Genomic DNA, 22,033 nt, shown 5'->3' with positions numbered 1-22,033 from the left:
ACCAACCGCCACGCAAAGGAAGTGAACATGAACGCTCTTCTGTCCGGAAAGACCGCCATCATCACCGGCGCCAGCAAGGGTATCGGGCTGGCCACGGCCAAGCTGTTCGTCGAACACGGCGCCAGTGTCGTCCTTACGGCCCTCGATCAGGCCAGCCTTGATGCCGTAGTGGAGGACATCCAGGCCAGTGGCGGCCACGCGTTGGGAATCGTCGCGAACTCGGCCGATCCCGCAGCGCCCGGGCGTGTGTTTGCCAAGGCGATCGAAGCCTTCGGGCAGGTCGACATCCTGGTGAACAACGCCGGGTATGGCGACATGATGTCCATCGAAGAGTACACCGACGAGCACTTCGACGAAGTGGTGCAAGTGAACTATGCCGGAGTGTTCCGCTTCTGCCGCGAGGCGGTTGGGCACTTCATGCCGCGCGGCACCGGCGCGATCGTCAACGTCACTTCGGTGAACGGATCGCTGCCACTGGGCGGGATGGCCTATGTCTCAACCAAGGCAGCGGTGAATGCGATGACCACCAACATCGGCGTCCGCTTTGCAGGCACCGGTATCCGGTGCAATGCGGTGGCACCGGGCAACACGGATACGCCGATGGCCCGCGACTGGGCTGCAGGCAAGCTCACGGGGGGGCGACGATGGTTCCCTATATCGCAAAGCACACGGACCAATCCCTGCCGTTCACCCGGCCCGAGGACCAGGCCAACGCGATTCTCTACTTGGCCAGCGATCTATCGCGTGCCGTAACCGGCCGGGTTCTGGTCGTGGACAACGGCGCCTACATCGGCGCCTGACAACAAAGGAGTTTTGCCATGAAGAACATTCTCATCCTGGGTGCAAGTGGCCAGATCGCCCAGTGGGTCATCAGGTCGCTCGCCACCGAAACGCAAGTTCAGCAGACCTTGCTTCTTCGTGACCCGAAGAAACTGACGGGCAAGGAGCCGGCCAACGCGAAGGTGGTCATCGGCGACGTTCTGGACAAGAAGGTGCTCAAGGACGCAATTGCAGGACAGGACATCGTCTACGCCAACCTGACGGGCGAAGACCTGGACAAGCAGGCCCAGGCGGTGATCGCTGCCATGAAGGCCACAGGCGTCAAGCGTCTGATCTTCGTTCTCTCGCTGGGCATCTACGATGAGGTTCCTGGCAAGTTCGGTGAATGGAACAACGCCATCATTGGCGAGGATCTCAAACCGTTCCGACGCGCAGCGGATGCCATCGAAGCCTCCGGGCTGGACTACACAATCCTGCGCCCAGCCTGGCTGACCGACGAAGATGAGGTGGACTACGAGACCACTGAAAAGGGCCAGCCCTTCAAGGGCACCGTGGTCTCGCACAGGAGCGTGGGTGACCTGATCAGCCAAGTCATCGTCAACCCGGCTCGCCATATCGGCGCAAATCTGGGCGTGGACAAGCCGGGAAGCGACGGCGACAAGCCGTACTTCATGTAGTCGCTACGGGAAGCAAGCGGCTTCAGGGTTATCTTGCATGTCGATGCTGGCGGTCGCTCAGCGCTAGCGAGCGACCTGCTCAGCCACCAACATAGGGAACGACTCACTGCCCACACCTCGGTGGTTATCCGTTGCGGTGAGCAAGCCGGAAACGGTGCACGCTTTCGCTGGCGAGACAGGGAAGCTCCGTCAGCCCCCTGACGACAATGTACGCTGCCTGTAACCTTCGGCCAGCAGTACGCCTGCATCCGCATTGCGCAGTATCCGCCGCTGGCCAGAAGCGGATACCCGGCGCACAAGGAGATTAGGGCGCGTTATCGGGGGTGAATAAGCCTTCGCTTCGAACCCCTATTGACGCAGGTATGGCATTGAGAGCAGATGTTGTCTTGCTGGTTGCAGCGCGTAGTCTCTTGACTGAACTGTGGCTCGCCAGCTAGCCAGGTTCTGGTCATGTGGAGGGAGCAAATAGATCAGCTTTTACCGGGCTTGAGATCAATCGAGACGGCCGCACGGAGTGTGTCTTGCTCTTCTTTGCTGAGTCCAGCGAGTACTTCCATCAACTCGGCTTGGCGCGGCTGGCCGATCGTCATACGATACAAGCTCGTAGCTTCCACGAGCTGCTGCAGCTTCCCGACCTCGCGGCTGAATGGGAGCATCGGAACGAGGCGCTTGATTTGTGCCTCACCGTCATAGATCCAGTGGGGTCGTAGGCCGCCATCGCTGCTCTTTTTATCGGTCGCCAACGCAAAGAGGCCTTCCCAAGGATCGGTTGAGGTCAAGATCGCAGGGTCGTGCGCAAAGCGCGCAGCAACGTTCTTCCGCACGGCGTGGTTCTTGTAACGATGGACGCGCCCTTCGCGTTGTTCGAGATCGACCGGATTGCCGGGAAGGTTCCAATGGACGATCGCGTGGGCGTAGTAGTGGAAGTCCAGCCCTTCTTGTCCAACCGAGGTCGACACCAGTACGAATGGGCGGAATGGAGAGTTGAACGCGTTGCGCACCGCAACCGGGTTCTCTCCCTCGGCAGCGGCCCCACGCGCTTGGCCGTAACGCATGGCGAAGTGTGATCGAAGCGCGTGTGACCTGGCCTCTCCCGTACGGCGGATTCGATCATAGAAGTCGCTGAAGCTTCGCCCATCGTTGAGGCGCAACACTTCCGATGCCAATGCAGCCATATCTTTTAATGGCGTGTCCGACGCCTTGTTAAGCCGACATTGGTCGGGGATGAGGTGGAACCACTCGTCAAGCACGCTGCCAAGCCCGCCTTCGGCACAGTGGACTAGGAGCTTCTTCCAGTGGTCGAACCTTACTGGAACGCTTGACTCGACAATCGCCTGCGCTTCGGTAGCGTTGAAGAAGCTGGTGAACGCCCAGGCAATGGAAGCCGTGGAAGCCCGCAGGGCGTGAGCGGTGAGATCGGTGTCGAACCGGCTGCGTTGCCGCCTTATCGCTCGAAGTGCACAGATGGCAGGGCCTGCGATTGCGAGGTCGGTGAGCCAACGTACGAGATCGCTTGGCCAAGGGCCCCATGTGTCGGGCGATCCCGCAACCTCGACCAGACGCGCCCAATGCTCTCGAAATGCCTGGGAGTCCCTTTCGGTGCCGATCCAGTGCTCGGCGGTGAGCTCGGCCAGGTCGGGGTCAAGCCAAAGTTGTGCGGCGGAGTACCAGATGCTGCGCCCGGCGCCCGATGGCGGTGCCATCGAAAGCAGCGGCGCAAGTCGCGCCTCTAGAACCTCGGTGACGTGTCTGCGCAACGCAGCGAGCGAGAGTGGCACTGTTTCGCCGAGGGCACTCGCGACGGCGAGCGGGTCTCCGATATCAGCGAGGTACTTGCATGGCAGGAGCAGGGCGAACCAGCCGGTGAAGTTATCCATCGCTGTTCCGCGCAGCGTTGTGAGGTCGAACGGGCGTGAGCCTTCGCGCACCTTGTTGTATGACGGGCGTTCGGTCTGGCCCGACGCAACACGTCCGTGTCTGCGCTCGAACTCATAGGAGGTGAGGGCGGCAACGGATTTCGGCACCACACTCCAACTTGAGAAAATCAATCGCTTTGTAAGGGCAGCGCCCGTTGCGTACCGTCCGCCCAGCTGCGTCTGCGGCAGCGCGGGCGGCACCCACAGCACATCGAATGCGGAAGCCGCGTCCAGGTCTTCAAGCAGCCAGCGGAGCCGCCCGTTGCGAGGATCGATGTGCCGGTATTGGTTGACATCCTTGTACGTCAACATGTGCTTTCCCTGGAGCGCGCCTTGCAGTTCTGTGCTCTGTGGAAGCTGTTGCTGCAAGCGTCTTTTTGCAGCGTACTCATCCATGAAGTTAAACAGATACGGGGCCGACTTCCAGTACTCAATCATCGACGGGATGTCGGCCAGTGCCTGAGCTGCCTTGTCGACCGCTACAAAAGAATCCACATCAGCAGGTGTAACGGTGCAGGGGATGTCGGGCGGGCTGATGTCAAGCATTCCGTCACGATCCGGTGTTGCGGCCAAACGCTCTGTGCGGACCATCACGCTGCGGAGTATCGACTGGGCCTTGTCGCGGGCTGATGCAAGGTGCTCTGGATCGCGATGCTCGAGTATTCCTGTCCGCAACGCACCCAGGGAGCGACGTAGTTCCGTCAGTTCCGGCTCGCGCCCTTCGCCAAGCAAAAACTTCACCGTGCGGCCAAATCCCTCGAAGTGACTTTCGTCATCCTCGGGGTTGGTCAGCATCTTGTACGGGGTTGCAGACAGCAGAAGCACGCGTGCCGTGGGATGCTTGAGCAGCTGGCTGGCCAGCTCGGCATCCTCGCCTTTGCCGTCCAATAGATGGCTGAAGCGTTGGAACTCATCGAGGATGACCAGGTCCGGGCTCAGTTGGTCGATACAGACCTCAGCGAGCAGACGACGCAAGTCAGCAAGCAGTTTTCGCCCGCGCGTGTCGTCGTATGCTCGGCGTCCATCCGAGATTAATGTGAACTCTTTCCCAAGCTTGTTTGCGCGTATTTTTTGGCCGAACTTCGTAACCACCGAACGGGGCGGATCGAACTCGGCAAGCGCATCGAGCTCGTTCCGAAAGCGACTTTCCGACGCGCGCCCCCTGAAGATCTGCAGCGCTCGGTCGCGTGCGAGCAGTTTAGCCCAGCCCACTGCATGGTCCTTGACAAGCGTCCACAACATTGCGCGCTCACCGACCCGGCCTGCACTGTCTCCGAGTTGGAAGGATGTGCCAGGCGTGAAGGCGACCACATTGACCTTCCCCAGGTTGGCCAGGGTGGTGGGCAACATCGTCAGCCGATCGGCGGTGCGGATGGGCTCCTCTTCGGTCGTGAGTACGTTCAAGTCCCGAAGATTCTGCCGGGCGATCTGGCTGTTTGAGCAGATATAGATCACGTCGATGCGCTTGACGGACCTGTCGTCCCAGAGGCGTCGGATCGTCTCGGCGACGGTTGCCCGGGCGATCTTGGTCTTGCCAAGGCCCACTTCGTCGGCGACGAGGAAGCGCCGCTGGTTGCGCTCGTACATCGCGTCAATCACCGCTGCGGCGGTATCGAGCTGAAACTGTTTGAGGCCCTCGGTGGCTTGATTCAGCACCTCAGCCGGAAGGGCACCGCGACGACTCATGCGATCACACGCTTGCGGGACGCATAGACCGCATCCCACAGCAGTTTGAAGTCGGCAGGGACGATCGCGTCGAACTGCGGATCGCGGCCGAGAACATCAAGTGTCTGTCCAAGTGATGTGAGTTGCTCTGGATTGCGGGAGGCGGTGGTGAGCAGATCCTCCAGTATCCGGTCGACACCAATACCTGGGAGCCAGGATTCGCCCGGATCGTGCTCGCTCCCCGCCGTTCGCGTGAAGCCGCCCGTGTCGTAGCCGAGCAGCGCTGCGAGATATCGCATGAAGTCTTCCCGTGAGCGAATGGCTCTTGCGAGCACAGACTTGCGGCGATCCTCCGGATCACCGTGGATGTTGGCCCTGACCAACACCGTGCGGCTGGCACCTTCGCTCGACAAGTTCATGACAACAAATGGGGTGAGTTCCTCGACTGCGAGACTCGTCCATGCGACCGGTCCGTTCTGCACCGGCATTGCGCGCGCCTTCGGGAGACTCAGCAGCCGGGCCGATACGTTGACCATGGACGCAGGATTGAAGCCGGTGATGGTCAGCTGCGCCGTCCAGCCACCTGGGTGTTCCTCACAGCGGATGTCACACGACGAAGAGGCTAGGTCGTAGGCATGTTGTGCCATTGAGTCGATACCCTCCTCAGGATCGACCTCGCCGCCATCGCCAGGCAGCTCATGAGGTTCAACCAACCAGCTGAGGTCATCCTTGCGCCCCTTCTGTGCGAGAACGCACTCGACACCGACGTCCTGGACAGAACCGGTCAGCTCGACGAGCAGATCGACGTTGGTACTGAACGCGGCGTCGGTAAGGTTGGCTGACCCTAGCCAAACGGTTGCCCGAGCACCGTGATCCTGCACGTAGAACTTGGCATGCAACCCCTTCAGCGATGGCGCCTCGACGCCGGCGTCGTCGGACGCGCCGGGACCGCCGTCCAGTGCTTCAAGGTCGTCCTGCGCGCTCAGCAGTGCATCCTTGAGTCGGTATACCTCGTGAACCGATGCCAGGGCAGTGGCCTGCGCATCCAGCGCACCCTGTCGCGACGCGATCACCTTCCGCCTTGCGCCAGGCTTGAAGAAGCGCGCTGCAGCGCCACCGGTGAGAAACGGCGAAACGGCCAGGGCAGCGTCGTACCTGGACCGGAATGGCCAAGACCGGGTACCGGGAAGGAAGGGGACAAACTTGCCACTTGCGAACGGGGCCGGTAACGCAAGCGAGGCGGTGCCGACACTCGACAACATCGAGGTGAGAAGCTTCTCCTGCGCGCTCGTCATCGAGCGCACGGCCATTCCGCGCAATTCTCCAAGCAGTTCGAGCAGTCCGCTCGTGTCTACAGCCCCGTCGGCATCAGGGTCCTCATCAAGCCTGACCAGGACGTCCCATGCGCGGTCGAAGGTCAGGTTCCGACTCATCACGAGCACGCGATGCAGATAGCTGTCGCCCTTCTTGAAGCGAATGACCCACAGCTTTGGATGAAACAGGCCGCCCTCGGGCCGGCGGACCTCGACCACGGTGTCTTCGATGAGCGTGTGGGCGGCTCGGTACCGGGCCGGCACGCTGATGGCACCGGCCTGACAGAACAGGATTGTCCGATCGGCATAGCGACGGACGGTCTCGAGCAGGTTGGCAGGCTCGTGCGCATCCTGGCGTTCGAAGCTTGCCGCGACCGGGATCGACAACAGCGCAGTGAGATCGAGCGTGAAGGAGGTGCCGAGGGCAGCATCTATCGACATCCCCTGCGGCGGTTGAAGCGCGTTGAGGAGAAGAGCAGTCTCGTTCAGGCGCAGCATCAGTCAGCTTCCTTCGTCGCGGTATTGGCTTCTTCAATGATCTTGGTACGCGGGGTGCCCAGCCCTGAATGGATGTCGCAGAGGATTTGAGCTGCCGGGGACCAGTTGTACTTGAACCGGAAGTAGCCCGAGCCGCCGCCCCAGCCCCGCAATCGCTCGTAGGGTTCCAGCAGCCGGGCGCGTCCTGGCTTGATCGTTCGTTCGCGTTCGGCGATGCGCGCGTGTGCTTGGTCGTCAGTCAGAAGGTCCGAAGAAGTTGTCACGAGTTGCTGCCATCGCTGCGCGAACTTCAGTGTGGAACGCCACCGCAACCGCGCGGCGGGCGCTGCCTCGATTGCCGCGAATCGTCTTTGCGCCCAGGCATCCAGTTCATGCAGGAGATTGGCTCTCGGCGGTTCCATCTCGATCTGTGCACGCCACTGACCCATTGCAATCCGGTACTTGTCCAACAACGTGTCGCGATCCGCTCCCATGTCCGGGCGATGGTGCGCACACAGGTAGTTGTAGAGAATGCGCGCCCCGAACAACAGCTGGTCAACATCGCGACCCAACCACATCGCTTCGGCGGTACGTGCCGGGAACTGATCCGCCAGCGGGTGATTCCACGCGTACGCCAGACCCGATACCCACGGCCGGTCGGAATCGGGTCCGCCTTTGTCCAGCAGCCAGCTGGTGAGTGATCGCTCGTCGCGTGGGGCTTTGTCGGATGCCAGGAACCGCTCCCTCAGCCACTCGGCTTCATCCGGACTCAGCGTGAATCCATCGTACTTGGGTGACTCGGCGGGGTACTCGGCCCATAGTCCGGACATCGCTTGCTGCTCGGCATCCTCTTCTGAGTGGAGGATCGACTTCTGGGCGTGCGCGGCGTTGTATGTCGCCAGCGCACGGTAGTAGTCCCAGAGCGAACCGGTGCCTCGGTAGATATCCAGTTGGCGCAATAAGCCCCAGTAGCTGCTGCTCGGAAGCTGCTTGGTTTCCGAGCCGGTGGTGTAGCCGATGATGCCCCGACTGCGAAGACCATCGTCTTTGTAGCGCTGGCGCAGGGATTTGATGCGCTGTCCTTCGGCCCTTCTTCCTTCCTCGGCCAGGGCATCGACGGTCTTCGATGCCAGTCGCGATAGGTCACGCGGCAGGAACAGGAGGTACTTCGCCCGAGTGTGCAGCACGGTGTGGCCTGGAAACAGCGCGTCCGAGATCAGATCGCGGATGTTCCCGGTCCCAAGTTCGTCAACCGTACCCTGCTGGGAGAGCGCGTTAAGGAACAGCTGTGTTCGTTGCTGCTGCGTCTGATCGAAGCTCAACCACGCGATTTGGCTTACCACAGCTCCCCCCGTGCGTTCTTGAACGGAAGTTTACGTGAACCATCATCCATGAGCTCAGGGAATCTGCGGTGCCTCCCTTTCTTCGCTATCAGGACGGCGCGCCGTCTCCCTTCGGGGACACGGGAAGCTTCTCTATGCTGCGCGCTAGGTAGTGTGCGGATAAAGCCTGCCGAGCGCAGATGCTGGGGTAGGGATGCGAGGCTCGTTTTGGGTATGCGGCGTATGAGGTGCATCAACATTGACAGTTAGATTCGGTAGAAAGCTCTTCTGGCCCATACCTTTTCGAATTCGCGCCCTTGCCAAGCCAGCAGGAAGATAAGGGATGTTTATCGGGGGTAGGGGGAGGGCAGCTGCCGACCCTAAACGGACATCTACACGTCTGCTTGCGCTGGCCGCCGGGCCTAGCGCTAGGGTTGGGCTATACGGCTGCTTGTTAGCCGCCCCTCGCTGCCCTAAGATCGCCCTATATCAAGGGGAAGCCCGCCCATCCCTGCGCATTGTGGGAAATTCGAATCGCCGGACCCAGGGCCCGTTTATTTGGCAGTTGGGCGTCGCAGGATAGATATAGACATGTCGAAGAAGTGGAAAATATCGAAAGATCCGCTGTTTCGCGGCGACGCGAAGGACGGCGTAAGACCGGCGTCTCACGGCTCAGCCAAGTCGATTGTAAGGCATATTCTGTTTCTGGATGGCCCAGGAAGGCTGACGCCCTACCTCTCCTTCACGGAGTCCGAAGAAATTGCCGGGATTTTTGCAGGGAAGACTGGCAAAACTTATGAGACCTTGCCTCGAGAGTGGCAGGATCAAGGCGTCAAGCATCGTTCGAGGAAGGAACTTCAAGATCTACTTAAGGGTTTTGGTAAGGGAGATGCCGCTTGGCCGGATTCTTTCGAGGTTGCGCAAGCCCGACGTTACGTTGAGGAACATCTAGAACATTTGGCTGATTTCAGCGACTTGTCAGACCAAAATGCCGTCGACTCTGCCACTGCCGAAATCGCCCCATGACCACCCGCCGTCTAACTTCCTGCGAAAACTGTTGGTTCAACCCACTTCAGAATGGATCCGTAGGGCTGTCACTCGGCTACTGCACGGAACATCGCGTGACACTTCGGGATTCCTCTGCAACCACATGCGGAAGGCACTTTCGGAAGGATCTTCCTTTGGCTAGTGCTGAAAACTATGCGAGCAAGCATCGAGTAGTCTTTCCTAATGAATCCTGCGTTCAGGATATTTTGCGCAAGGAAGCTGCCGAAGATCCGCTTCAAGTCACTGAAGATACAAAGCTCCTCAGAACTGATGAGGTCGGGGAACTGGCGGCTGACTACGGGCAATTCGACGGAAAAATCTCGACCCTTTCAGAGCTGAGGAGGCCGATTTCGTCGAGGAAGGAATTTGCATGCCTCAACCTAGGCAGGTCATATGTTTATCGCTGCAAGGCTCGCGGTGGTGCATGGACATCTGGCCTAAACATCCTATGGTGGGTAAAGAAACAACTCCTAAACGAACCCACTTTCGTCGCGTCTGACTTTCGATACTCCGCCGCAGGGAATCTTGCAAGGCAGGAAGAGCTGGCTGTCTGGTCACTCTTGGTGGCTCGTCTACTCATGATTTCTGATGTGGCACGCAACTCTGTAGGGGAACTTCAAAGTCTCGAGAACCTTCCTCAACGGGCTGCAGTCGCGTCCGAAAATCTATCACCTCGCAAACTCATGCGCTGGATAAAGAGTGAAGCCATCCTAACAATTGATCGCGAGCTTCCTGAAAGCAGATATAGGTCCATTATGGACCCGATCATCAATGGCGAGAACGGCAACTAAAATTTTGGTAAGGCTTAAGCCGATTCGGTGTTGAGCGTCTGCTATTGGCCGGTTGCGGGCATCGGCGGGCTAGGGGATTAGGAAGATTTATCGGGGGTAGGGAAGAGCTTCCCGCCAAGAGTAAATTGCCCCAAGGGGCATTTAGGTATCTGCGATCCTTGGCGCATGAGGGCAAAGCCGACGCGTCGTCCTTAGCGCGACAACGCGCTCGGCCGAGCCAGATTGCCCTGGATAACCAGCACGCAGATCGACACTTCGCCACGGGCTACGGTGCGGATGTCCAGTAGCATCTCAGGCGGCACCGGCGCCGTCTTCTTACTGCTGCTGTCGAGCACGCACAATATCGCCGTGCGCTTGGACTTGGCGATGGCATAGGTGGCGGTTTGGGCGAAGAACGGTTCGCACTGGTCGATAGAGCTGATCAGCTTGTCGACGGCCTTGAGTTCGATCGGTAATCCGCGCAATGACAAATCGGTGATGCCGCCGGCGGCATGGGCGTGTTCGTCCAGATCCGCGCCTGTCGGTGGGTGGCGACGTAACTCTGCGCGCACGTGGCGTTGAAACATAGCTTCGTCCCATCGCCCGCTAAACTCGGCGTCCTGAACCGCGCGGCCAGCCAAATTGCAGAGCGTGGTGAGCACGAGTAGTGCATCGGTAGTTTCCGCTTGCGGCACGCCTGGGCGGCGACGCAGCGCCTCCCGAAGTGCGAACAGCGTTTGGTCCAGCCCTGGGTAACCGCAGATCTGTAGCTTCGTAACGTCGGCACCGTCCACGATCAGCGTGCGGTGCCCCACGACGGCCACCGGTTGATCCCCCCGTTCAGGGATGAACTCGGCCGTGTATTTGAACTCGAAGGGGCGCGCCTGCATGCCTTGGGGTAGCAGCAAGGCGGCACGACCACTTTGCCGCATCGTGTACGGCGCCTCGCCGTCGGGCTTTTCGAACTGGAAGCTGGGGAAGTCATAGGTCGACTTCGGCTCGACGGAGATCGGCGTCAGCCGTAGCTCTCGCTTGTCTTGCGGCCAGCGCGACACACGCACTTCGATCTCAAGATCGTGAACCTCCCGCGCCGCCAGCTGGTGTACTTCCGCGGCAGGCTGGCCGTCGAACTGGAACTTCAAGAACGCCACGGTCAGATCGACCTGCGGTTCCTCTTTCGGGGCAGCCAAGTCCGCCTTGATGGCCCAGTCCGGTCGTACCGGCTGCGCGAAGATGCCGATGGGTAGCGGCACTGCGGTCAGCGCCCGGGCGATGTCGGCGACCTGATTAATCGATTCCAGGCTTGCCAGGCCTTCTGCGGCCGCACACAGATCCGCCGCGGCATCGCTGTGGCCGTAGTCGTCCAACCACAGGCGGTGACGCTCATGGGCGCTGCGCAGATACCGATCGGCATCCGGCTCGGCGTCGAGGACGGCTCGGCGCCAATGCGCCAGCATATCGACGATGCGCACGATGCCGCCGAAAGCGTTGTATGCCGTTGCGGCCGCCGTGCTCGACAAGGCCACCGACACCGAATCCAGGGCCACAGCCAGCGCCTTCAGATCATGGGGCGGCCACTTACCCTGGGCGATCGCCGCCAAGGCCTCCACGGCTTGTAGGCGCGGCTGCAAGGACTCAGAAGAGAGTGAATTTTTCATCGGTCTTCAACAGTTGTGCCAGCTCGTCATCGGCTCGCATCCAGATCTCACCCAGCACTAGAGCCTCTTCAAACCTACCTTCGCTAATGAGGTATTCGAAGCGGACACGGCGCTCGAGCTGCTGCGCCTGCATACGGCGCGCGCGCTCGCGCACTGTGTCGGGGAAGGCGGCTACGTGCAATGCGGCCACTTGCGTCGCGCCCAACCAGGCGCGATCTCGCGTGAGCAGTTCCACGAACGTACTGCACAGTTGGAGGTTGGTCGGGTCGGTCGCCACCGCCTGAAGAATCGCTGGGACTTGGGGCGCGCACGCGCCCGGGGGAAGGTCGGCCACCAGTTCCAGCGCGTGCTCGAGTTCGTAGTATTCTCGGCACTGGCCGACCCAGCCCAGAACCAACGCCGCCCAGCCATCGAGATGCTGAAACTCCCTGAGAAAGAATCTGTGTGCGCTGCGTAAGAGTAGCGAGGGCTCCAGTTCCGCTATGAGCGCCAACAGTATCTGGCCTTCAGCCTCGGGCAGGGGGCCTTCACCGCGGTAGGTATTCACCTTCGCCTCGATGCACTCGAGCAGAAACTCGGGGTCGCTCCCCCCACGGTAGGCGACGATGAGGTTTTCTAGGGCCACGACCATCATGCGGTGGAAGTGGGCCGGAAGCCGAAGTCGACCCAGCGCTTGTACCGCAGCCTTGTGCACGATGACGTAAGGATCAAAGAGCATCAGTACGAGGCTATCGGCGACCAAGTCGGGCAGATCGGCGAATCGCCGGCTGCCGATATCCTTGAGCGCGTCGGCGGCGGCGGCGCGGCCAGCGACCGAGGCGCCAACCATCGCGCCGTAAAGGTAGGGCAGCATGGTCTTCAGCCCGGCGCTGGTCGCGAGCACTGGCGCGATCTCCCGCACGATTGCCGCCTCGAATGTATCGCCAAGCAAGCCGCGCTGACTGAGAAACGCCTCGAAGCGCGCCAGCCCCTCGGCATCAGCCAGTGCGCCGTGGATGGCCAGCTCAAGCAACGCCGCACGCAGATACCACAGATTCGAGCGGCGGTTGGCTTTCTCCATTTCCGCCAACGGATGGGGAGGCGTGAGGATGCTGGGCTCTGGTTCTGGCGCCTGCAGCTTGGAATCGAGTACCGCGGCGGTGCCCAGCAGCACGTCCATCGCAGCCTTCGCCGCAGGTGCGAGCGCGGCACTCGGATGTCGAAGCGCACTCAGGACCTGCTGGGTGACCTGGCTGTTATCCGAGGTCGCCGATAGCGCCGCCAGTCGTCGAATCGCCACGACGAATGCATGGGTGTGGGCCGGCCCCACGACGAGCGAGCTGTCACGAGTGCGATGCGCGAGACGCAGCACGTGCTCGTAGACTCCCGCCACGCGGCCTTCGCCTTCGTTCGAGGCACTCTCGAACTGGCGCATTAGTTCTTCATCGGCCAGTTCGGGCGCGACCAAGAAGGCACTGGCCAAAGCCACTTGGAGGTCATGGGCGATTTTGCGCAGCTCGGAATCGCGCTCGATCTCAACCAGGAAGTCCAGCCGGGACAGGTGCCCCGCCAACGGACGCAGGAAGGGCCGGATCCAACGCTCGCTTCGAGTGATCAACAGACCCATGGCACGGGCCGTTACGCCCACACGTAGTTGATCGCGGTGGGTGAGCAAGGCGAGCAGGCCTCGCTCGACGGGCTCGGGAAAGCTATCCGCCAGTTGAGTCAGCGGACTCGGATCGCCGTCGTCGCGGTGTGGGTGGCCGAACTCCGAGCGGGGTGGCGTCGCGACGTACGCCAGGCCGATGACCGCCCCGGGGACGTCGGCTGCATCGATGTGGTCCAGCCGCTGCATCACCATCGCAGCGGCGAGATCGAGTGCATACCCCTCTCGCAGGCACTTCATCGCACAGCGGATCAGTCGAGGCTGGTCGGGTGTGCTGGCCAGAAGGGTCAGTCCGGGCGCCTCCAACCAGTGGTCGTCGCCTTCCAGTACCGAGAACAGATATTCGGTAAGCGGCGGTACGAGGACTTCCGGCGCCAGTCGGGCGCTCTCGATCACACGTGTCGCCGCTTGTTCGTCACGTTCGGCATCGAGCCGATCCAGATCGTCCATGAAGGTCTTGGCCACGACCGGCAAAATCGTCCGCAGTTCTGCGCGAACGGCCGCGCGAGCGTGCAGTGCCGCCTCCTTGGCGCATTGCGCTTGTTGCGCACGCATCTGTGCGTGCTGGCGATCGGCGTCCCGTTGTGCCACAAGCATAGCGATGTTGGGCAACGCGACCGGCACGCGATGCGAGCAATCCGCGCAATAGGCGTCATGGAAGTGCACCGCAGATTCTTCCAGCAGCCAGGTTGCCATTCCAGATGCCGGGGCGAAATCGCACACCATGGAATGGTGTCCGATGGGTAGGCCGGTTTCCATCTCGATCAGTCCCGTGCCGCCGAACTTCTCCACGCGGGCATGACGGCACCAGTTCTGGATCAGGCGCTTGGCCTCCTGGTTACGCTCGCCATCCCGAATCGTGCGTTCGATATCCAGGCCCCGACTCACCCAATCGCTCCTGTCACGATTGCCTATCTCCCTAGCAGAGTACACATGGTCACATGTAGGCCATATAAGGGCCGGGGGGCATTCCGTAGAGTAATGGACAATAAGATAGCAGCACCTGCCACCGCAGTCTGTGCCTTGGCTTTACTGACGCTGGCGAATGATCTCCATGATTCTCTGGTATCGCCCATCTCGGTCAGCTTCCGGCCATGCATTTGCGATTACCTCCATACAAGAACCTAGCTCGTTAATGAGCCAGAAGTCGTTTCTGATAAGAACATCCAATAGTGTCAGCGCGTCCTTGGGATGCTTCTTACAAAGGTCGGATTCATTCAATCTGTGGACGATAAAACTAGGATGGTCGAATGGCTGCAGCCAGTCCTTCACTGTCGCTAGCGCTCGCGGGAAGGCGTCGCCTGCAGCTACCACGAGCCGCGCAAGCTCCTCAGAAATGCCGGGAGCCGCGCGGTCTCGGGACTTCGGCCAGATCTCGTGCCAGTAGGGTTCTATCCGATTTTCCCAGTACTCGCTGCGTCTCTCTCCCGAACCCTCCAGGGCCTGTGCAAGTGCTTGTGCACATTCCCGCAGTCCCCGTGTCGGAAGATTTTCGGTGGCAGCCGACAGCTCATTGGTAGTGAATGTATCGGCTCGGTCAAGTGCGACGTAAGTTAGGAAGGTCGCGTACTGGCTATCCAGTCCGTCGAGATCGGCATAGTGGGTTGCCGTCTCCAGGAAGTCGGCTTTGAAGGCAGCCAGCAGTGGACGATACAAGCGGGGTGACCACAAGAATCCTTCCCATGCCGCGCGAGCTTGGGTGCGCGATGTCTGCCACCGAAATAGCGGCAGGACATTGCACTCGGTCCAATCGCGGTCGACTCGAAACAGTGCAATGACGTGAGTGGCAAGCAATACGCGCGCGTGACGAAACTGATGGACTCTCGTATCGCACAGGTCCGTGAAGATCGCCTCCAGTTCTTCGGGTAATCCCTGTCCATCCTGGGGCTTCTGGCTCAGCCAGTAGTTAAGCAGGGCCTGTGTGATATGACCGATCGGATGATTGATCGCACGCTGAGTGGGCTGGTCATCGTCTTCGTTATCGTCATGATTCAGGGCAAGAACACGACGGCACAGCGACAAGAATATGTCTCCATGTCGGTCCAGTGACTTCGCAGATGCCTTCAACCACCAAGAGATGCTATGCGCGATCTCCCTCAGCGTTTCATCGCTGGCTCGAGTAAGGACCGGTGGTGCTAGCCGCCACGATCGCCGCAGGTGCGCCTGATCGCTCCAGACCTGCAGCGCCTCATTCCAGCGTTCACTCGGCCAGTGGCCCGCTTGCGCGAGATCCCTCAATGCCCGAAACGCGACGCGGAATCTGTCGCGACACAGTACTCGCCAATCATCTTCATAGAAGAAGTCGTCTACTTTCGGCTTCAACAGCCATTCCATCAGCTCCGGATGCTCCAGCGGAGCCCGTTCCAGTTGTCGCTGGTCCTCAAAGTCTGGGTCGCCGCTTCCGCTCATCCAGTGCGAAAACTCATCACGCTCGTTGTCGGCAAGCTCCCAACGTGGGTATGCGACAGACAACTCCTCCAGCTTCGCCTGCGCTTGTTCCCCGAGCGGCTCACCGGTTGAGGCAAGCTTGGCCAGTCGCAACCACACGACGCGGTCTGCCCTGGGGCGCCAGTGCTCCTCAGCTACCGCTTCGGGACGAAGAGGGCCGGCCAGAATGGCCACCTCCAGACGGACACGCATGCTAGCGGAAAGCTCCTTTCCTCTCAGGACCAGCAAACGCATGACCTCACGTTGAGCATCTACCGACCACAGCCACCATGCTTCTTCGGACACCAGCCAGTCCGTCCACTCCCCGTCCGGCGCGATGCCGTCATGCGACGCTGCAAACAGGGCCAATCGCTTGAACGTCGAGTACGGTTCCCGCCACCAGTCCTGTGCAATGATCCGTGCTCTCTCCGGATCCTCTTCCAATGTCGTGAGCCAGCTATCACGACATATCTCGATGAGAGACACCCAGTCGTGAAAGCCTCGGTTCTGCCAATGCGGGCTGATCGACGGCAGATCCCAATGCGAGCGGTCATTTCGCTCATCAGCCTCTCCGAGTTCGCATAGCAGATCCAGTGCATCACGTAGAAGTTGCTGAGCATCCTTTAGGATCTGCGGTAGCGCGTCTCGCCATGGCTGTGACTTTTCGAGTTCTTTCAATGCCGTACCAACATTGTCGGAGGCCAGCACCAGCTCGAACTCGACGAGCTGCTTGAGTCGCGTCGGTTCGATAGCGTCCCCGCTCTGTTCGTCAAGGTGGTATGGCTCGCGGATCCGCACTTGCGGCTCCAGCAGTCTTCGCAACTCGATGCGTGATGTTGGAGTAAGACCATTACGCCGGAGTCCACTCTTCCAACTGTAGATGTCTGAGCTGGTGGCCGGCGACCTCACGCGCCCTGCAAGAAGGAGTCGCCACAGGGTTCGCATCGGCGCACTCGGAATACTGTTCGGAGCACTGTCGCACATGCGCTGGAGCGCAACTGTGTCTCCGGTAGTTTGGAGCTTGTCAATTTCCTCAAGCTTATTCTCGATCAGCCAAGCAAAGTCTTCATGCAGTCGCCCGCCGTGCTCTACTAGCCAGAGGACCAAGGCGGGATCGTTGAGATGGCGGCACAGCCATCGTGCCAATTGATGCATCACCTGATCCCATCTGCCCGATAGATTGCCGTAGCGAGCAATCAGCATCCAGGGGGCGTGTGTGTACGGAGCGGGTCGCCGAGTTAGGCTGAACTTCAGCTTGTCGTCGCGCTCTGAAAGAGCCGGGATCCCGAATCGAATCAGGTCGCTATGCGCGTATCGTTGGTGACCCAGCGGTGTCAGCCATTCCAGCGATGGGACAGGATCAAAATCTGCAAATCTCTTTGCGGGCATACCCGACTTGTGAGACAAGGCCCACAGCATGCGGCCGACGAAGTCATCCTGCTGGGTGCTCGCCAAAGGCCTGGAGGCCGCATAGTCGACGATGATGCGCTCCTTTCCTTGGACTCCGTCTCGATAAGTTCTAGACCACTCATTCAGTGTCTCATGAAGAGCAGAGTGATCCAGGCCGTCTGCCGACGTTTCGTAAAGAATCGGCGTTACGCCTTTTGCAGACCAATTCACTTTCGCAGACGACTCATCCCCCGGCTTGAAATCACCGAATGCATATGCATCTGGCGTGAACTCGCCAAGCATCCTGTCGGCAGCGAGGGCGTCCATCATGTATCGCAGTACGGGATCGCCTATGCTGTATCCGACGAAGCAGACCACATAGTTGCGAAACAACTCGCTTACGAAGCGAGCGGCCCAGCGTTCCGTCAGGTACGCAAGACCAAAATCGCCGCTCGTGAGAACAAGACGCTGTAGAGCGCCATCATCAGGCGACTCAGGAAGAAGACCGTGCAGATAGACGATCCCATTCCAACGACTGTTCTTCGGTATCGGAAGTAGAGGAGCCGGAAAGCTGGGTGTTCCCAGCTTCTCGCGTTTGACGACTCTCTGAAATATGCGGTCGAAATTGGTGGTGACAAGTCTTACCGCGCCGTCACGGTCGGTAGCTAGGCGAAGCAATGCCGAGTGAGTCTGCATTGCGCCCTTTTTTCTGTAGTTGGGCTTGAGCGATCCAGGTAACTTCGATCGGACGGCGACGCGTTGGCCAGGGAAACGACGTTCTAGTAGGTCCAACGTGGCATCGTACTGGGCATTTTCGTACGCTTGATCCTCGCTTGGCGTGCGCGTGGTTCCAAGCGCGGCATAGACCCTGTCGATCAGGCCACGGAAGCCCGGTAGGCCCGCTGGATAGGAGATGCCAGCGCCGCAGAAGAACACCACGCGGCCATCTTCGTGGGCCTGCAGCAACTGCTCCGGAACATCGGGTCCGTTCTTGACGAATTGCATAACTTGCGCCTCCCCCCTTTCGCTAACCGCTTGCTATCTTCCTGGACGAGAATCTGTGCCTTATCGTGGATGCGTGCTTGTTTCGTTCACGGAGTTTACTTGTCATATTGCAGATCTAACGACTCCCTGGGTCTGGCACACATCGGCTAACAAAAACTACTTCAGCAACCGTGCCGCAGGGTTGTCCTCGGCCGCACCGGCTTGAAAATACCCGATCACGCTCGCTACCGACCGATGCTCGGTCATCGCCATCACCGCCGGCAATGGCACGCCTTGCCTGCCGGCCTCGGTGACAAACCCCGACCGAAGGCTGTGCGCTCCAAAGTCCCCCTCCAATCCAGCCAACCGGGCACGACGCTTCACGATCGACGCCACCGATCCAGGGAGCAGGGCAGGGCCGATTCGGTCCTTCCATATCCGCCGGAAGATCGCCCCTTCAGTGATTCCCGCTGCTTCTAGCCACCTCGACAGCGCTTCGGCACTCCGCCCCAGAATGGGCTTGTCCGGCGTCGAATCAGCCTTGACTCCCGCCTGCTGCGTCTTCGAGTACTCAAGCCGGTAGATGTAGCCATCGTCGCCCACTGTACGCAGGTCCCGCATGTCCGCCGCGGCGATTTCACTGCGTCGGCGTCCGCCGCTGGCGAACCCGAAGCAGAGCAGGGCACGGTCACGAAGGCCCTCTAGGCTGCCGTCGCAGGTGGCCAGCATGGCTTCCAGTTCGGCGCGGGTGATCGCGGTCTTCTTGGTCGGGCGCTCGCCGCGCTTAACCGCCGCGCGCCGGGCGCGACTCAGCAGCGTGCGGACGCTGGGCAGCTCGCACGGGTTGGCCAGACGCTTGAGCTTGTGCGCCGTGGACAGCACGGCCACACGTTGAACCACCGTCGACAGCTTCAACGGCCCGATCCTGGCTTTGAGTCCGGCGGCGACCAGGGCTTGGTCCAGCGCCGGCGGCAGCTCGCTGACCAGGCCGGCCTTGCTCTTGCGCTGGATGTGGTCAACCAGGAACTGGATCACCACAGCCTCGCTGACCGGCAGCGCCAGCTCGATCCCATAGCGTCCTTGGTGCCAGCCGGCCCAGTAGCGCAGAGCGGCGGCATAGCTGCGGGTGGTATTGGCCGCCGCTGCTTCGGCCAGCAGCTCGCGCACCGCCTCCGCCGCTTGGTCGGCCAGCTGCTCAGGCAGGACCAGGTGGGTGGCCGTCGCCGGCAAGGTTGAAGATGTGGAATTCCGTTTCATAGTATGTAATGTACGCTATGAAATAGGGCATATACTTGCGATAATCATCACTTATCGCGAGTACGCGATCAATAGAGTAGGGCGCCGATACAGGAGACGTCAGCATGGCCCGCGGCATCACCGAATCCGATGTTCATACCGCCGCCGACGAGCTGGTCGCCAGCGGCGAGCGCCCGACGGTAGAACGCATCCGCGCGCACCTGGGCACGGGCTCACCCAACACCGTGACGCGCTGGCTCGATACCTGGTGGAAAAATCTGGGCCTCCGACTGCAGCCGAAACGACCAGATTTGAAGGACGTGCCGACGGTCTTGGCCGAGTTGGCCGGGCAGTGGTGGGCACTGGCGCTGGAACATGCCCGCGTGTCGATTCTGGAGGAGCTCGCCGACACCAGACAGGCTCTTGCAGCCGAGTACGATGAGCTGCGGGTGCAACAACAGAACTTTGCAGATGAAGGTTCCGCGCTCCATGCTAAAGCGATCGCCTCAGTCCAATCAGAGCGTCTGGCACTGACCCAAGTGGCGGAGCTCCGGCAACTTGTGGAGCAGCTCCAGGCTCAGCTAGCAGAGTCGACGCGACAACGCGCTTCTACGGATCAGCGCCTTGAACAAGCGGAGTTTGCAAGGCGGGTTGTGGAAGCCCGTTCACAGGAGCTGCAGGAACTGGCCAGATCTGAGCGGGAGAGCCTGATGGAACATGCCAGCTCTGTTGAAGATCGTGCAGCACGGGAGATCGACCAGGCTCGTCAGCAGGCCAAAGATCTACAGAGCAAGTTGGCTTCTGCAGAAAAGCTCCACGCTGCAACCGAACAATCACTTCGGAAAGCTTTGAATGCTGCCCAGGATGCAATGCTCTCGGCGGTCAAAGAAGCCGACAGGCAACACGCAAGATCCGAGGTTTTGGAGGAACAACTGACCCGGATTCCTTCAGTGATCGAGGAGGCCTTCCGCGCGCGAGACAGACCGAGGCCAGCCAAATCAAGGAAAAAGATTCCGAAGGGCTAACCGTGACACATTCTGTCGGCACTACTAGGACTTCTTGTCCTGTTCATCGTCATGCGACTTCATCGACTTTCGGTTGGTGTGATCCACCCACCAGCCCAATGCACCCAGGACGAGCGCCATTGCAAGTACCCCCAAAGAACCAAGCATGGAACTTCTCCTCTTCAAACCGTCTTGCTCAGAATAGCGCCAAGACTTTGTCAGGTGGTGAGCAAAGGCATCGGTTTGCCAGAACATGGCTGCAACGACGGTGGAACATGGGGGCAGCTTTTGCTCAGTTTTGCCAAAAGCGGGGCAACTTATCCGAGGCTCCGCCAAATCCGGGGCAGGTTTCCTCAGTAAATGGGGCGGATGTCCGCTGCAGATGGGGCATTTCCTCCGCATCAATCATCCGCATCAATCATCAATCAGTTGAGGCAAGCAGGAAGTGATCCAGAGCCAGACCCAGCGGAGTCGGCCCATCAACAATTTCGCATAATGTATACAGAGTCGCCGGAATAACCCTTTTCTGCCGCCTGTACGTGCGCAGGAGAGGCGAGGCCCACCCCTATCAGTAGGGCCATAGCGACCCCGGCCAGCTTTTGCGCAATTCGTCGCCAAGCGGCTTTCTCGTCATCTGAGTTGCTTCTTTCGGCCATCACAAGCGCAGACCATTTTTCCACGCTGTCGCCAATGTCCAGGGCCATCTTTTCGATGTACTGGATTTCTGCATTTTTCCCTTGTTTCCAGCTAGAAACCGCTGCTCGCGTGACGCCAAGGGCGATTGCGCCAGCGTTGTCGCTTTGAATTTTCTGTACGTGCTTCCACCGGCAGAAAAGGTCGTAACTCTGGCTCATGTATGTACCCTGTTGACACCACGTCAAGACCCAGCATACATTCCGCCCCGCATGTCAACAGAGTCTTGACATGTTCCCGCCCACGGCCTCCCCCTAGAGCCGTGGGCGGGTTTCTAGGGCGAGGGGGGTAGGGGAGGGACACATGGACCCGATCACGCTTGCACGACGCAACACGCTGGCCTGCCTGCATCACAACCTGAGCGGCTATCGCCGCCACGGTAATGAGGCCATGGCGTCCCTGTTCCGCGATGCCATTGAGGTCCGCTATCAGCTGCTCGCCATGGGCGAACTGCAAGTTGGTCAGTGGGGGCAGAAGTGATCGCCGTCCTCGCGCTCATCGCGATCATGTTCTGGACCGTGGGTATTGCCGGTCTGATCGAGTGGTTCATGCGCCAGAGCGAGCTTCGTTCGCTCGCCGAAGTTCGCGCGCAGCAGATGGTCGCCCAGGCACAGGCGGAGTTCCCTCCGCATTCCCGCGTTCGCCACGCCTGCATGGCGGCGATGACACGGCCTGCGGCCGAGGTGTGCCGTGGCTGATATCCCTCCTTTGTGGCACGACTTCGCGGCCGCCTTCCTCGCTTGCTTTGTCCTGTCGCTGATTTTCCCGGGCTTGTGGGCGTTGTTCGCCTGGACGCATGAGCGCGTTGGCAGGTTCTGGTGCCGCGGAGGCGTGCATTCTTGGACGCCGCGCCGCGTCCATCTGCCGGACCCTGTGAGGTGCAAGCGCTGCGGCAAGCTCAAGGGTCACTGGGATGACTAACCGTATCCCCTACGGCGTCCGTCGCGTCGATCCGCGCTTCTTCCAGCGGGTGCCGGCGTCCTCGCACCTGGACGCGGAAGTTGCAGCGCTCCGCGCCAAGCCAGAACCC

16 protein-coding genes are annotated in these 22,033 nt (G+C 60.3%); 8 read left to right on the top strand and 8 right to left on the bottom strand.

The features are described from left to right. Nucleotides 1-27 precede the first annotated feature (27 nt). From AC06FE_RS17850 to AC06FE_RS17840, 3 genes are read left to right on the top strand one after another with little or no spacing between them, the layout of a single operon-like run. Complete coding sequence (locus AC06FE_RS17850; RefSeq protein ID WP_478073803.1) at nucleotides 28-753, top strand: SDR family NAD(P)-dependent oxidoreductase; 726 nt, start codon at nucleotides 28-30, stop codon at nucleotides 751-753. Continuing rightward, nucleotides 717-800, top strand: coding sequence for a hypothetical protein (locus tag AC06FE_RS17845; protein ID WP_478073862.1), 84 nt, complete (start codon nucleotides 717-719; stop codon nucleotides 798-800). The genes AC06FE_RS17850 and AC06FE_RS17845 overlap by 37 nt, the downstream gene beginning before the upstream one ends. An 18-nt stretch (nucleotides 801-818) precedes the next feature. Next, nucleotides 819-1,457 carry an SDR family oxidoreductase gene (locus tag AC06FE_RS17840; protein WP_478073802.1) on the top strand — a complete coding sequence of 213 codons (639 nt, stop codon included), beginning with the start codon at nucleotides 819-821 and terminating at the stop codon, nucleotides 1,455-1,457. Between the two features lie 470 nt (nucleotides 1,458-1,927). Here AC06FE_RS17840 and AC06FE_RS17835 read toward each other — a convergent pair whose 3' ends face one another. The 3 genes from AC06FE_RS17835 to AC06FE_RS17825 are packed head-to-tail and all read right to left on the bottom strand — an operon-like array spanning nucleotide 1,928 to nucleotide 8,171. Further along, the gene (locus AC06FE_RS17835; RefSeq protein WP_478073801.1) at nucleotides 1,928-5,059 is read right to left on the bottom strand and encodes a helicase-related protein; all 3,132 of its coding nucleotides are present in this window, start codon (nucleotides 5,057-5,059) and stop codon (nucleotides 1,928-1,930) included. Then, a complete protein-coding gene (locus tag AC06FE_RS17830; RefSeq protein ID WP_478073800.1) occupies nucleotides 5,056-6,849 on the bottom strand; it encodes a phospholipase D family protein in 1,794 nt (597 codons plus the stop codon). The genes AC06FE_RS17835 and AC06FE_RS17830 overlap by 4 nt, the downstream gene beginning before the upstream one ends. Then, the gene (locus AC06FE_RS17825; RefSeq protein ID WP_478073799.1) at nucleotides 6,849-8,171 is read right to left on the bottom strand and encodes a DUF6361 family protein; all 1,323 of its coding nucleotides are present in this window, start codon (nucleotides 8,169-8,171) and stop codon (nucleotides 6,849-6,851) included. The genes AC06FE_RS17830 and AC06FE_RS17825 overlap by 1 nt, the downstream gene beginning before the upstream one ends. A gap of 570 nt (nucleotides 8,172-8,741) precedes the next feature. On the opposite strand from AC06FE_RS17825, the gene AC06FE_RS17820 reads away from it, so the two are divergent. After that, the gene (locus AC06FE_RS17820; protein WP_478073798.1) at nucleotides 8,742-9,176 is read left to right on the top strand and encodes a hypothetical protein; all 435 of its coding nucleotides are present in this window, start codon (nucleotides 8,742-8,744) and stop codon (nucleotides 9,174-9,176) included. Nucleotides 9,177-9,331: 155 nt separating this feature from the next. Further along, nucleotides 9,332-9,988 (top strand): hypothetical protein, encoded by a 657-nt coding sequence (locus AC06FE_RS17815; protein WP_478073797.1) that lies wholly within the window; start codon nucleotides 9,332-9,334, stop codon nucleotides 9,986-9,988. Nucleotides 9,989-10,179: 191 nt separating this feature from the next. Here the strand turns inward: AC06FE_RS17815 and AC06FE_RS17810 are convergent, their stop codons facing one another. From AC06FE_RS17810 to AC06FE_RS17795, 4 genes are all read right to left on the bottom strand, one after another. Then, nucleotides 10,180-11,625, bottom strand: a complete 1,446-nt coding sequence (locus tag AC06FE_RS17810; RefSeq protein ID WP_478073796.1) for a hypothetical protein — start codon at nucleotides 11,623-11,625, stop codon at nucleotides 10,180-10,182. Next, nucleotides 11,603-14,158: a hypothetical protein gene (locus AC06FE_RS17805; protein WP_478073795.1), complete on the bottom strand. Its 2,556-nt coding sequence runs from the start codon at nucleotides 14,156-14,158 to the stop codon at nucleotides 11,603-11,605. Before AC06FE_RS17805 ends, AC06FE_RS17810 begins: the two co-directional genes overlap by 23 nt. A gap of 141 nt (nucleotides 14,159-14,299) precedes the next feature. After that, nucleotides 14,300-18,091, bottom strand: a complete 3,792-nt coding sequence (gene dsr1, locus AC06FE_RS17800; protein WP_478073794.1) for an anti-phage defense-associated sirtuin Dsr1 — start codon at nucleotides 18,089-18,091, stop codon at nucleotides 14,300-14,302. 156 nt (nucleotides 18,092-18,247) lie between these two features. Next, nucleotides 18,248-19,327: a site-specific integrase gene (locus tag AC06FE_RS17795; RefSeq protein WP_478073793.1), complete on the bottom strand. Its 1,080-nt coding sequence runs from the start codon at nucleotides 19,325-19,327 to the stop codon at nucleotides 18,248-18,250. Nucleotides 19,328-19,431: 104 nt separating this feature from the next. Between AC06FE_RS17795 and AC06FE_RS17790 the strand changes: the two genes are divergently transcribed. Then, entirely contained in the window at nucleotides 19,432-20,331 is a 900-nt protein-coding gene (locus AC06FE_RS17790; RefSeq protein WP_478073792.1) for a DNA-binding protein, read from the top strand. 458 nt (nucleotides 20,332-20,789) lie between these two features. On the opposite strand, the gene AC06FE_RS17785 is transcribed toward AC06FE_RS17790, so the two are convergent. After that, a complete protein-coding gene (locus tag AC06FE_RS17785; RefSeq protein ID WP_478073791.1) occupies nucleotides 20,790-21,164 on the bottom strand; it encodes a DUF3693 domain-containing protein in 375 nt (124 codons plus the stop codon). A gap of 142 nt (nucleotides 21,165-21,306) precedes the next feature. On the opposite strand from AC06FE_RS17785, the gene AC06FE_RS17780 reads away from it, so the two are divergent. Continuing rightward, a complete protein-coding gene (locus AC06FE_RS17780) occupies nucleotides 21,307-21,483 on the top strand; it encodes a hypothetical protein (RefSeq protein WP_165931085.1) in 177 nt (58 codons plus the stop codon). Next, complete coding sequence (locus tag AC06FE_RS17775; protein WP_478073790.1) at nucleotides 21,480-21,701, top strand: hypothetical protein; 222 nt, start codon at nucleotides 21,480-21,482, stop codon at nucleotides 21,699-21,701. Before AC06FE_RS17780 ends, AC06FE_RS17775 begins: the two co-directional genes overlap by 4 nt. Nucleotides 21,702-22,033: the final 332 nt, after the last annotated feature.

The sequence above is a fragment of the Stenotrophomonas sp. Steno-C18 genome (assembly GCF_056393195.1).
Note: the sequence above shows the minus strand (reverse complement) of the source record. Positions and strands in the feature narration are given on the sequence as shown.